The 12,116-nt window shown below is 56.7% G+C and carries 10 protein-coding genes and 1 pseudogene; 5 read left to right on the top strand and 6 right to left on the bottom strand.

What is annotated here, in order from left to right:
• Window positions 1-34: 34 nt before the first annotated feature.
• Window positions 35-1,405, bottom strand: coding sequence for a leucine-rich repeat-containing protein kinase family protein (locus AB5Y86_RS07400; protein WP_368192500.1), 1,371 nt, complete (start codon window positions 1,403-1,405; stop codon window positions 35-37).
• Window positions 1,406-1,726: 321 nt separating this feature from the next.
• Between AB5Y86_RS07400 and AB5Y86_RS07395 the strand changes: the two genes are divergently transcribed.
• Window positions 1,727-2,491 (top strand): SDR family oxidoreductase, encoded by a 765-nt coding sequence (locus AB5Y86_RS07395; RefSeq protein ID WP_368192499.1) that lies wholly within the window; start codon window positions 1,727-1,729, stop codon window positions 2,489-2,491.
• A gap of 51 nt (window positions 2,492-2,542) precedes the next feature.
• Window positions 2,543-3,370: a bifunctional transcriptional activator/DNA repair enzyme AdaA gene (locus AB5Y86_RS07390; protein WP_368192498.1), complete on the top strand. Its 828-nt coding sequence runs from the start codon at window positions 2,543-2,545 to the stop codon at window positions 3,368-3,370.
• 313 nt (window positions 3,371-3,683) lie between these two features.
• Here AB5Y86_RS07390 and AB5Y86_RS07385 read toward each other — a convergent pair whose 3' ends face one another.
• From AB5Y86_RS07385 to guaB, 5 genes are all read right to left on the bottom strand, one after another.
• Window positions 3,684-4,280: a DUF4393 domain-containing protein gene (locus tag AB5Y86_RS07385; protein ID WP_368192508.1), complete on the bottom strand. Its 597-nt coding sequence runs from the start codon at window positions 4,278-4,280 to the stop codon at window positions 3,684-3,686.
• A gap of 27 nt (window positions 4,281-4,307) precedes the next feature.
• Window positions 4,308-4,514, bottom strand: a complete 207-nt coding sequence (locus AB5Y86_RS07380) for a hypothetical protein (protein ID WP_368192497.1) — start codon at window positions 4,512-4,514, stop codon at window positions 4,308-4,310.
• A 714-nt stretch (window positions 4,515-5,228) separates the two neighbouring features.
• The gene (locus tag AB5Y86_RS07375; RefSeq protein WP_005337011.1) at window positions 5,229-5,501 is read right to left on the bottom strand and encodes a hypothetical protein; all 273 of its coding nucleotides are present in this window, start codon (window positions 5,499-5,501) and stop codon (window positions 5,229-5,231) included.
• Between the two features lie 380 nt (window positions 5,502-5,881).
• A complete protein-coding gene (gene guaA, locus AB5Y86_RS07370; RefSeq protein WP_040066364.1) occupies window positions 5,882-7,471 on the bottom strand; it encodes a glutamine-hydrolyzing GMP synthase in 1,590 nt (529 codons plus the stop codon).
• Between the two features lie 84 nt (window positions 7,472-7,555).
• On the bottom strand, window positions 7,556-9,019 hold the full coding sequence (gene guaB / locus AB5Y86_RS07365; protein ID WP_005345006.1) for an IMP dehydrogenase: 1,464 nt from the start codon (window positions 9,017-9,019) through the stop codon (window positions 7,556-7,558).
• 575 nt (window positions 9,020-9,594) lie between these two features.
• On the opposite strand from guaB, the gene tolA reads away from it, so the two are divergent.
• The 3 genes and pseudogenes from tolA to AB5Y86_RS07350 all read left to right on the top strand — a co-directional run.
• Window positions 9,595-10,104: a cell envelope integrity protein TolA gene (tolA, locus tag AB5Y86_RS07360; protein WP_100646073.1), complete on the top strand. Its 510-nt coding sequence runs from the start codon at window positions 9,595-9,597 to the stop codon at window positions 10,102-10,104.
• Between the two features lie 90 nt (window positions 10,105-10,194).
• Window positions 10,195-11,574, top strand: coding sequence for an exodeoxyribonuclease VII large subunit (xseA, locus tag AB5Y86_RS07355; RefSeq protein WP_368192496.1), 1,380 nt, complete (start codon window positions 10,195-10,197; stop codon window positions 11,572-11,574).
• Between the two features lie 79 nt (window positions 11,575-11,653).
• Window positions 11,654-12,116 (top strand): annotated as a pseudogene (locus AB5Y86_RS07350) (transposase); the annotation flags it as partial.

Raw genomic sequence — 12,116 nt, 5'->3', positions numbered from 1 at the left:
GCAGGCCAAACCGTGCCTGCCAACGCCAGAAAGATCACGACAGCGTGGCGCGAGCGGCCGCCAGCTGGCGCTCGATATAAGCAAAATCGGGGCGTTCGGCGGGGAGTTCCGAGAGGCAGGCCGCTTTGAGCTGATGCAGCCCATCGAGCTGTGAGCCTTGCGTATCGCAATGGGCCAACAGCTCCTCCAGCAGGCAACCAAAGGCGCGCACTTCCAGTCGCTCAAGGCCCACGGCCCGCTCGCGGTTGCTGCGCTCATATAAAGAAGCGGCGCCAAAATCCCCCAGCAGGGCGCGAGCCGGTGCGTCAGACCCACGGGCAAACAGGATATTGTGACCGTAGAGATCCCCGTGCATGATGCCCGCGCGGTGCAGATGGCCCGCCACCGAGGCGATGCCGTGGGCCATCGCCAGCGCATCCGGCACACTCAGATGCAGCCCCTCGGGATAGACATCCCGGGTGCAGGAGTCCAGGCTCGGCGGCCCGGCCAGATTGGCAAAGGCCGGGTCGATCAGCTCCATCACCAGCGCCGGAATACCGGAGGGGTGATCCGCCACCTTGCCTATCACCTTGATAAGGTTTGGATGAGTGCCCGCCGCCAGCGACGCCGCCATCTCGCAGCGGGGCAGCCCGTCGCTGGTCACCGCCCCCTTGAACAGCTTGACCGCCACCTGACTGTCATCGCCTCTGTCGCTCGCCTGAGTCACTGCATCAGCAGGATTACCCACACGGGTGGCGCGATGGATAACGCCGGATGCTCCCTGCCCCAGCAGCTCGCCCAGCGCCAGCGTCCCCCAGGCAATCGGCGTGAAATGGGCATCATCGATGGCCCGCGCCTCCGCCCCTTCGCTAAAGGGGTTGCCGGAGTAGGCAAGCCAGGAAAGGCGCGGCAGCGAGAGCAGCCACTCGGGGAAGCGTTCGATGCGGTTGGCGGCGATGCGCAGCAGCTCCAGATTACGGCTGTTGGCAAGGCTCGCCGGCAACTCGCGCAGGCGGTTGCCCGCCAGCATCAGCTTTTGCAGGGCGTCGCACTCGCCCAGCTCATCGGGCAGCCTTTCAATTGCGTTATCAGTCAGGATCAGCCAGCGCAAACCGGCGGGCAGCGCTTTGGCCGACACGGTGGCAATCTGGTTAGCCTTAAAGCCCACCATGGTGAGCGCCGGACAGCGCCCCAGCACCTCGGGCAGCTCGGTAAAGCGGTTCTCGGAGCAGAAGATGATGCGCAGTTTGCCAAACCCGGCCAGCTCGTCAGGGAGCGTGCTCAGCTGGTTGCCGGTGAGATCCAGCACCTCCAGCGTCTCTTTCAGGCTCAAAATCTCGTGGGGGAAAACCGCAAGGTTTTCAGAGAGCTTCAGATGGCGGGCACCGCACAGTTCACCTGCGCGCAGCTGTTCCAGAGTATGCATAACCGTTTCTCAATCCTGATGATCTGCCTGATGGCACAGCGACCATCAGCGCGCGCCGAACCCGGGTCCGGCGGTTTTAAAGGGGGGCATTATAAAGAATTCGGGGCGCAGTTCGCCCCTTTTGTTGCCACGAAGGCCTGTATCGACGTGTAGCAAAACGACTTGGGGACAAAGAGAGCAAGATCCGGGTCGTCCCGGCGAGGAGTGGTTGCCATAGTGGGAGTCAAACCCAAGTCGGTTGGAACCTATTGGAGTTCCAACCCACAGCCAACCCTGTACGCCACTTAGCTGGCGCACAACACACTCAGCGAGGGAACTGCCATGTCATTACTGTCCAACAAGGTCGCCATCATCACCGGCGCCAGCTCCGGCATCGGCCGCGCCAGCGCCATCCTGTTTGCCCGCGAAGGGGCCTGCGTCGTCGTCGGCGCCCGCCGCCAGCCCGAGCTGGATCTGCTGGTGGAGGAGATCCGCCACGAGGGGGGCCAGGCGGTGAGTCTGGCGGGAGATGTGAAAAACGAGAGTTACGCCCACGACCTTGTTGATCTCGCGCTAACCCGTTTCGGGGGGCTCGATATCGCCTTCAACAACGCCGGTACCACAGGCACGCCGGGTAGCGTAGAGCAGCTTGAGCTGACGCAGTGGCAGGAAACGCTGGATACCAACCTCACCAGCGCCTTTGTGGGAGCCAAGTACCAGATCCCCGCCATGCTGGCGCGTGGCGGCGGCTCGCTTATTTTTACCTCCACCTTTGTCGGCCATACCCTGGGGCTGCCCGGCATGGCGGCCTATGCGGCGAGCAAGGCGGGCCTCATTGGCCTGACCCGGGTACTGGCTGCCGAGTATGGGGCACAAGGGGTTCGGGTCAACGCCCTGCTGCCGGGGGGCACCGACACTCCCATGGGGCGGGCTTTTGCCAATACGCCAGAGAGCCTCGCCTTTGTGCAGAATATGCATGCCCTCAAACGGCTGGCCCAACCGGAGGAGATCGCCCGCTCGGCCCTTTATCTCGCGTCAGATGCATCCAGCTTTACCACCGGCATTGCTCTGCTGGCCGATGGTGGGGTATCAATTTGTCGCACATGACCTTGTCACCCCCAAGATCCTGCGACCGCAAACTTATCGTGAGAGCGCCTTATGTCTGATTACGCCCGCATCGCCGATGCCATCCGTTTTATCGAAAGTCAGGTGGAGCGCCAGCCCACTCTGGACGAGATAGCGGCGCACGTTCACTTAAGTCCCTTTCACTTCCAGCGGCTGTTCAGCCGCTGGGCCGGAGTGACGCCCAAACGCTATCTGCAGGTGCTGACCCTGGAGCGGGCCAAGGCACTGCTGCAGGAGTCGCGCCCCCTGCTGGAGGTGGCCGATACCCTGGGCCTTAGCAGCGGCTCGCGGCTCTACGATCACTTCGTGCAGCTCGAAGCGGTGACGCCGGGCGAGTACAAGCAGCGCGGGGCCGGGCTGGTTATCGATCACGGGGTGCACGACACCCCCTTCGGTCAGGCATTCGTCGCACTGACCCCGAGAGGGGTGTGCAACTTTTCGTTTCTCGATGACAAGGCCCCAGAGGCGCCGCTGGCCACCCTCGCCCACAGCTGGCCAGAGGCAGAACTTAGGGAGGCGCCATCACGCACCCAGAACGTCATCAACACCATGTTCGATGGCAGCAAGGCGCCGGATCGCCCCATCTCCTTGCACGTGAGCGGCACCAATTTTCAGATCAGCGTCTGGCGGGCGCTGCTGCAGATCCCGCCCGCCAAGGTGGTGAGCTACGCCCAAGTGGCAAGCGCCGTCGGCAATCCCAAAGCCGCCCGCGCCGTGGGACTGGCGGTGGGCGCCAACCCCGTCGCCTTGATGATCCCCTGCCACAGAGTCATTCAGCAAAACGGCAAACTCGGCGGCTATCACTGGGGCGAGACCCGCAAACAGGCGATACACGCTTGGGAAGCGGCGAGGTATGAGTGAAGGTGGCCTTTTTCTGCCCGGCCTAATGAGGAGAACAAGAATCTTGGTAGTGAGTCAGCAGACAATCAGGCCACGCCAGACAAGCGTGCGGCGATATAAAGCGGGGACATAAGAAGAATCGGGGCGCAGATCGCCCCTTTGGTTGCTTTGGCGAGGCTCCGCGCTCAGCCGCCCCACCCCAGCAAATTAACGAAACACGTAGGGTGCAATAAGCGCAGCGCATTGCACCGTTTACTGAGCGGCTTGTGTGCAAAACCGCAGAAACCAAATTAGCGGTGCAATTTCATTGCACCCTACGGCACTTGTTAGGATGTTATTTCGCATAATCTCTATGATCCACTACACAAGCGTTAATAAACTGTCGACCAAGCCCAGTGACAATTATGGTTTTATGGACAAGCTCTGATTTTCTACCTTCTTGGTTGTTTATTGACTCACAAACAGCCTTAACAAACGGATGTTCATCCAAATGCTTATAGGTATCTTCACCAATCAACGAATAGCTTGCTGGAATTTCTAGCAGTCCGAGTCTACACAAATTATCCAGATAGCTAGGCATACGGCCATAATCATTGACTCCAACCTTTCCCCCTAATACTGTAAAGTTCCTGAACTGATCACGACCACCTGAATTATCTTCACGGTTATTTCGAATGGTGACTGCGGGCTCTTGCTCTGTTGATATTAAAGAAGTTAATAGTTTTGCTTCATCCACAGAAAGCTGTTTAATGATTTCAACAAAACTTGGATGTGCATTTTTAGTCGTTGCTTTATCCATTGATGATGCCAATAGATTTGCATAAAGCTCTTTAAGCTCATCAATAGAACCTGTATATCGAAGTGACTCTAAGGCAGGTCCTGCAACGTGAGGAGGAGGCGTTACAATATTATTTTCAGGTACATTTTGCAGTTTTTCCGAAACCTTTTTGTCTACGAATTATTTAATTTGTTCATACCCCCAAACCAAGGCGGAAACTGGAGATAAAGCAACATTAACAGTTTTTGCAACTGTTCCTAATGCCTTACCTATTTCTTTGGCAGCAGGCTGTATCGCGTCCTGATAGATGGGCACTGCTTTGGCCAATCCAGTTACAGCATTAATTGTGCCTTCAACACTTCCTTCGGACTTTTCTGCTTCAGACATAATTAATCCATTACCTCATCATGTACTCTAACAGTGATTAGATGGAAAGCGGAAATAATCCAACAGGAAAGCCTTCCGTAAAATTCTGATTTATATCTTTATAACCACAAAAAGCTACTTTAAATAATTAAACTACCAAGAAATCATTGATATCTGAACGTATTCGCTTAACTTTTTATTTTTGCCATCCATTACAGTTGTATAAAAAACAGCTAATGAGTCCGACATGGAAAGAGCCACCAAACTACACCTGCGTGAACAAGTCAGTAACGTGATGCGCTTGCATCACTACAAGCAATCGTGCAAAAAGCTCTGCTGATACTGGAATCACCATCTCATACGCCTCCATTCACTGTGACGCCCACTGATGCGGCTTGCTCACACAGTTCCCGAATAACAGCCAAGCTACCACCAGAGAGCATCTAGTTTGCAGCTTTTGATCAACGCGATGTCTCTGGTTTGATTCATCGGTGATCCCAAAGAGATAATATCCAGACGGATATCCTAGCGAGCAAGACAGATAAGCAAAAGCAGATGATGATAGTTTCCTGAGCAAGATCAACAAATCAATTAATAAGTACAAATACTGACCGCGTATTAGAGGTAACTGGTGGTGGAAATAAGAAAGACGCCCCAAGGCGTCTTTCATATTTTCAGGATTTGGAGCAAACCGGTTAGGAAATCTCCCCCTCCCCACCTTGCTCCACCACCTAATCAAATCGGGGTAATGGAGGTGATATGGGCATCCCCGTCCAGTGATTTGAAGATCTGTACCACGGCTTCGCCATGGATCGGTTTTGCAAGCGGCACAGTGCTCTTGCACTTGAAGCGGTAGTTGGTGCCAGCCACCACCTGGGTGGAGACTTCAAAGGGTACGTACTGCACCCCGACAAATCCTTTCAGCGCCTGATCAAATACCGCCTGATCCTCGGCGGTCAGCTTGTGATATGCGGTCCATCCACCCACCAACACTGCTTGTTCTGACATATCAAACTCTCCGTGCTCTATGATCCCGACTCGTTTGGCCGTTCGGGCTGCGCCCCGTTGATTCAAGTGGTTTCCGGTCTCCACCGGGGTGTCATCACTGCCGGTTGGCGCGATGACGATGGGCCCGTTTGCTCAGCTATCTGCTACTGGATCAGCCCTCCCCCCAGCCACGAGCCGCTGTTGACAGCGGGCTCAATTGGCATGAGAGAGCCTAGTGCGAGATGGCAAAAATGCCCCTGTCACATATGACAGGGGCAAGGTGGCGAAAAAGCTGCTCGAAAAAAGAAGATGTGTGGCGCAAACGATTGAGAAAATAAAAGACGCCTCAAGGGCGTCTTTTTTGTATTTTTATGCTCGAAGGATAGAAGGGCTAGCGCCGCTTATTCCCATTCGATGGTTGCGGGCGGCTTGCCGGAAACGTCGTACACCACGCGGGAGATACCGTTGATCTCGTTGATGATGCGGTTCGATACGTGACCGAGGAAGTCGTACGGCAGGTGAGCCCAGTGGGCGGTCATAAAGTCGATGGTTTCGACGGCGCGAAGCGCAATGACCCAGTCATATTTGCGACCATCGCCCATCACGCCAACGGAACGCACCGGCAGGAATACGGCGAACGCCTGGCTGACCTGGTTGTAGAGGTCGGCTTTACGCAGCTCTTCGATAAAGACCGCATCGGCGCGGCGCAGAATATCGCAGTACTCTTTCTTCACTTCGCCAAGGACGCGCACGCCCAGACCCGGGCCCGGGAACGGGTGACGGTAGAGCATGTCGTAGGGCAGACCCAGCTCGAGGCCGACGCGACGCACTTCGTCTTTGAACAGCTCGCGCAGCGGCTCGACCAGACCCATCTTCATCTCTTCCGGCAGGCCGCCGACGTTGTGGTGAGACTTGATGACGTGGGCTTTGCCGGTCTTGCTGGCAGCGGATTCGATAACGTCCGGATAGATGGTGCCTTGTGCCAGCCACTTGGCGTTTTTCAGCTTCTTGGCTTCATCATCAAACACTTCGACGAAGACGCGGCCGATGATCTTGCGCTTGGCTTCCGGCTCGTCAACACCGGCCAGGGCTGAGAGGAAGCGCTCTTCGGCTTCAACCTTGATGATGTTCAGACCAAAGTGGTCACCAAACATCTCCATCACCTGCTCGCCTTCGTTCAGACGCAGCAGACCGTTGTCCACGAAGACGCAGGTCAGACGATCGCCGATGGCGCGGTGCACCAGCATGGCGACCACGGAGGAGTCGACACCGCCGGAGAGGCCGAGGATCACTTCATCGTCACCCACCTGCTCGCGGATGCGGGCAACGGCGTCGTCGATGATGGTGGCCGGGGTCCAGAGGCATTCGCAGCCGCAGATATCTTTGACGAAGTGCTCCAGCATGCGGGCACCCTGACGGGTGTGGGTCACTTCCGGGTGGAACTGCACGCCATAGAAGCGCTTGGCTTCATTGGCCATGGCCGCGTGGGGGCAGGTCGGGGTCTGGGCGATGGTGGTGAAGTCGGCCGGAATGGTAGTGACCTTGTCACCGTGGCTCATCCAGACATCCAGCAGGGCATTGCCGTTGTCAGCGATGGCATCTTCGATGTTGCGCAAGAGCGCACTACTCTTGCCAGCCTCGCCCAGCACTTCCACCTTGGCGTAACCGAATTCACGCTCGGTGGAGGATTGCACCTTGCCACCCAGCTGCTCGGCCATGGTCTGCATGCCGTAGCAGATGCCGAACACAGGGACACCGGCGTTGAACACATACTCGGGGGCCCGCGGGCTGCCCGCTTCGGTGACGGACTCGGGGCCGCCGGAGAGGATGATGCCGCTCGGATTGAATTCGCGGATCTGCTCTTCGGTTACGTCCCAGGCCCACAGTTCGCAGTAAACGCCGATTTCGCGCACGCGGCGGGCGATCAGCTGGGTGTACTGGGAACCGAAGTCGAGGATAAGGATACGGTGCTGGTGAATGTCTTTAGTCATTTTATTCCTGCATCAGGCTGATGTTGTCACAAAGGGCACGGGATAAAAAAAGGGTGGAAAAACGGGGCGCAGGGCCCCGTTTTATCAGCCCATCCGATAGTTGGGGGCTTCTTTGGTAATGGTCACATCGTGGACGTGGGACTCTTTCATCCCGGCGCCGGAGATGCGCACAAACTCAGCTTTGGTGCGCATGTCGTCAATGGTGGCGCTGCCGGTCAGGCCCATGGAGGAGCGCAGGCCGCCCATCTGCTGATGGATGATCTCTTTGAGGCGACCCTTGTACGGCACGCGACCCTCGATGCCTTCCGGCACCAGCTTGTCGGCGGCGTTGTCGGTCTGGAAGTAGCGGTCGCTGGAGCCTTTGGACATGGCGCCCAGGGAACCCATACCACGGTAGGATTTGAAGGAGCGACCCTGATAGAGCTCGATCTCGCCCGGCGCTTCTTCAGTACCTGCGAACATGGAACCTACCATGACGCAGCTGGCGCCCGCGGCAATGGCCTTGGCGATGTCGCCGGAGAAGCGGATACCGCCGTCTGCAATCACCGGAATACCGGTGCCTTCCAGCGCGTCAACGGCGTCGGAGATGGCGGTGATCTGGGGCACGCCCACGCCGGTCACGATACGGGTAGTACAGATGGAGCCCGGGCCGATACCGACCTTGACGGCGTTGACACCGGCAGCAGCCAGCGCTTTGGCGCCCGCGGCGGTCGCCACGTTGCCACCGATGATCTGCAGATCCGGATAGGCGTCGCGAGTGGCCTTGATGCGATCCAGCACGCCCTGGGAGTGGCCGTGGGAGGAGTCGATCAGCAGCACGTCAACACCGGCTTCCACCAGCGCGGCGACGCGCTCTTCGTTGCCGGCACCGGCGCCAACGGCAGCACCGACCCGCAGACGACCTTTGTCATCTTTACAGGCGTGGGGCTTGCGCTCGGCTTTCTGAAAATCTTTAACGGTGATCATGCCCTTGAGTTTGAAGTCGCCGTTCACCACCAGCACTTTTTCGATACGGTGCTTTTGCATCAGGGCAACCACCTCTTCACGAGGGGCCCCTTCACGCACGGTGACCAGACGATCTTTCTGGGTCATGATCTGTTCAACGGTCTGGGAGAGGTCAATCACGAAGCGCACGTCACGGCCGGTGATGATACCGACCAGCTGATTGCCGTCAGTCACCACGGGGTAACCGGCGAAGCCGTTCTTGTGGCTCAGCTCCTTGATTTGGGCGATGGTCATGTCAGGGCGTACGGTGACGGGGTCAGTGACCACGCCGCTTTCGTACTTCTTGACCTTGCGCACTTCGGCAGCCTGCTGCTCGATGGACATGTTCTTGTGGATAAAGCCGATACCGCCTTCCTGGGCCAGTGCGATAGCCAGACGGGCTTCGGTCACTGTGTCCATGGCAGCGGAGATCATCGGGATGTTCAAGCTGATGGCGGAGGTCAACTTGGTACGCAGATCGGCAGTATTGGGAAGAACTTCGGAGTGGGCGGGAACCAACAGTACATCGTCGAAGGTTAACGCTTCTTTGGCAATCCTGAGCATGGCAATATCTCACCGTTGAGGAAGTGGGGGTGTAAAATATTGCCGACGAAGTTTACTCACGCATTGGTCACTGGTAAAGAAGTTTTTTGAATTTTTTATGGCATAGCCCTCTTTTAGGCGGCCAAAACGCCAAAAAACCAAGATTATCAGTACGAAAAGCGCCATTTCGGGGCAAAAGAGTTGGCTAACCGGTGATTTATGCAAAAAGCATGCTTGTGGCTCTCTCACTCCTGACAACCATGACGATGCCTCCCACCAATGTGGCTTCACGCCCAAGTTTCCATACCAGGGTCTGGCAATCTATTGCAACAGAGCCACACCCGAAGAACCAGAGTTCATCCCGGTATTGTGACATCAATGGAACACCGGATGAGGGGTCTGTTTCACAGTCGAAAATATCTGTAGCACAGATCAAATAAAGTCTCGTATGATTCCCGTTCATGCGCTATGAGCTGGCCGAACATTTTGCAAACAACCGGATACAGGTTTTTCCTGATTCCAGAATTAAGTAGCAGTGTCGGCATTAAAATTAGGCTATTTTTAATACTCAAAATAATAAAGGAATAACTTTAACAATGGCGTTTACTGTAAGATTAAGCACTCTGCTTGCCCTGTTATTCGGCTTGGTCGGTGGAAGTATTGGTGGCTATCACTTTTCAAAATGGGAGCCCTTTATTAAAGAATATATTGACACTGTCAACCACAGGAATAGTTTTGAACCAAACACTGCACCCTCTGCAACTATGTCCGAGCAGGAAATAATGCAGAGGCTGCTCACAAAACAACTTCAGCAATATGCAGGCAGGCCTCTAAGCGAAATAGATAAATATGCAGCAATGATCAAGATCGAGCTTGAAAGTAAACTAAAACTCACCAAACAGATGAAGGGGCAAGAATGCAAATTAAATATCCACATGGCCCCAGATGGCAAGATCACTCAAGTAAAAATAATCTCTGGTAACACCGAACTATGTAATGCGGGTATTGATGCTGCCAAAAAAGTCTACAAATTTCCAACCCCTAAAACAAAAGACACATATGAGATGATCAAAGAATTCAACATCCAGCTAAACCCAGATCTATGACATCCACATCTCGGTTCTTGAGAATCTCTGAGTTAAGATAGCAGCCATTGTTTTATCTCGGCCCCGCCGGAGCAGACCACAGGTACGCCTTTGAACCGATTTACCCCATCCAGTGCGGCGAGCGGCCGCGAGCAGCAGGTCTTTACCGTCACCCGCCTCAACAGCGCCGTGCGCATGATCCTGGAGCAGGATCTGGGGCTGGTGTGGCTGACCGGCGAACTCTCCAATCTGGCGATGCCAAGCTCCGGCCACTGGTACTTTTCACTCAAAGATCTGGGGGCTCAGGTGCGCTGCGCCATGTTCAAGGGCAACAACCGGCGGGTGGCCTTCCGCCCGCAGGATGGCATGCAGGTACTGGTGCAGGCGCGGGTCTCCCTCTATGAGCCGCGCGGCGACTACCAGCTGATCATCGAGTCGATGCAGCCCGCTGGCGACGGCGTGCTGGCGCTGCGTTTTGAAGAGCTCAAGCGCCGCCTCGGCGCCGAGGGGCTGTTTGACGAGAGCCGCAAGCGGCCGCTGCCCCGTGAACCGCGGGCGGTGGGCCTTATCACCTCCGCCACCGGCGCGGCCCTGCACGATATGCTGACGGTGCTTAAACGCCGTGCGCCGGATCTGCCGGTCTTTATCTACCCGACTCAGGTACAGGGGAGCGCCGCCATCAGCCAGATAGTCTCTGCGATTGCCCTTGCCAATCGCCGCGCCGAGGTGGATGTGCTGATCGTCGGGCGCGGCGGCGGATCCCTCGAAGATCTCTGGTGCTTTAACGAAGAGGCGGTGGCGCGCGCTATTGCCCACTCCGCCATACCTGTGGTGAGCGCAGTGGGCCATGAGGTGGATGTCACCATCAGCGACTTTGCCGCCGACTTGCGCGCCCCTACCCCGTCGGCCGCCGCCGAGCTGGTGGCGCCAGACAATCAGGCCCGCATCCAGCGCCTCGCTCACCTCAAGCAGCGACTGCTGCAGGCGATGAGTCGCCAGCAGACCACCGCCTGCCACGATTTCATCCTGCTGCAAAAGCGGCTCGACCATCAGGATCCGAAGCGGCGGCTGGAACAACAATCCCAGCGCCTCGACGAACTCTCCACCCGTTTGCAGCAACTGCTGCACCAGCGGTTGCATCAGGGTGAGCGGCGCCTCGCCAATCTTGAGCTGCGCCTGCAGGGCAAGAGTCCGGAGCGCCTCTTGGCAGCTGGCAAGCGCCGCCACCAGCTGGCCGAGGAGCGGCTTCATGCCCTGATTGCCAAGCGGCAAGACCTTGCTAGTCACCGCCTCGCCATGCTCACCGCCCGCCTCGACGGGGTGAGCCCGCTCGCTACTCTCGGTCGCGGCTACTCCATCACCCGCACTGCGCGTGGCGAAGTCATCAGCCGCGCCGATCAGGTCAATCGTGGCGATCAGCTCATCACCACCCTGGCGCAAGGGAGCCTGCAGGTGCGGGTCGAGGAAGTTATCAAAGACGCCGCACAGTAGATCGGCTGCATTGTAGTGGTCTAATCATCCCGGACACCATTTTAGGTGGTACAGTCGCCACCATGACCTGAGGTGTTCAATGATAGGATTACGTCGCTCATTTACTGCCGAATTCAAACTCGAAGCCGCATCCCTGGTGCTCGACCAGGGATATTCTGTCCCCGAAGCCAGCCGTTCACTGGATGTCGGTGAAACCGTACTGCGCCGCTGGGTTCAGCAACTGCAATCCGAACGCTGCGGTACAACCCCAATCAGCAAAGCACTGACTCCGGAGCAGCAAAAAATTCAGGAGCTGGAAGCCCACATCAACCGGCTCGAACGTGAGAAGGACATTCTAAAAAAGGCTACTGCTCTCTTGATGGCGGACGAGTTCACACGTACGCGCTGATAGACCGATTAAGGGAGCAAGCCCCCATCACTCTGGTCTGCTGCGCTTTCGATGTGCCCACTTCCTGTTTTTACGATTATCTGGCCCGTAGGCGGGCGATTAACCGTGAGCGTATGCAGCAGCGCTCTGAGTTGCGCCGGTTGTTCAAAGCGAG

The sequence above is a fragment of the Aeromonas sp. s8 genome (genome assembly GCF_040907785.1).
GTDB classification, from domain to species: Bacteria; Pseudomonadota; Gammaproteobacteria; order Enterobacterales; family Aeromonadaceae; genus Aeromonas; species Aeromonas veronii.
The sequence above is the reverse complement of the archived record's forward strand: the minus strand, read 5'-3'. Positions and strand labels throughout refer to the sequence as shown.

What these genes read in the sequence shown, in the direction of transcription:
- AB5Y86_RS07375 (WP_005337011.1), bottom strand. Translation starts at nt 5,501, where the DNA reads ATGTCAGAACAAGCAGTGTTGGTGGGTGGATGGACCGCATATCACAAG.
- guaA (WP_040066364.1), bottom strand. Translation starts at nt 7,471, where the DNA reads ATGACTAAAGACATTCACCAGCACCGTATCCTTATCCTCGACTTCGGT.
- tolA (WP_100646073.1), top strand. Translation starts at nt 9,595, where the DNA reads ATGGCGTTTACTGTAAGATTAAGCACTCTGCTTGCCCTGTTATTCGGC.
- AB5Y86_RS07400 (WP_368192500.1), bottom strand. Translation starts at nt 1,405, where the DNA reads ATGCATACTCTGGAACAGCTGCGCGCAGGTGAACTGTGCGGTGCCCGC.
- AB5Y86_RS07390 (WP_368192498.1), top strand. Translation starts at nt 2,543, where the DNA reads ATGTCTGATTACGCCCGCATCGCCGATGCCATCCGTTTTATCGAAAGT.
- guaB (WP_005345006.1), bottom strand. Translation starts at nt 9,019, where the DNA reads ATGCTCAGGATTGCCAAAGAAGCGTTAACCTTCGACGATGTACTGTTG.
- AB5Y86_RS07380 (WP_368192497.1), bottom strand. Translation starts at nt 4,514, where the DNA reads ATGTCTGAAGCAGAAAAGTCCGAAGGAAGTGTTGAAGGCACAATTAAT.
- AB5Y86_RS07395 (WP_368192499.1), top strand. Translation starts at nt 1,727, where the DNA reads ATGTCATTACTGTCCAACAAGGTCGCCATCATCACCGGCGCCAGCTCC.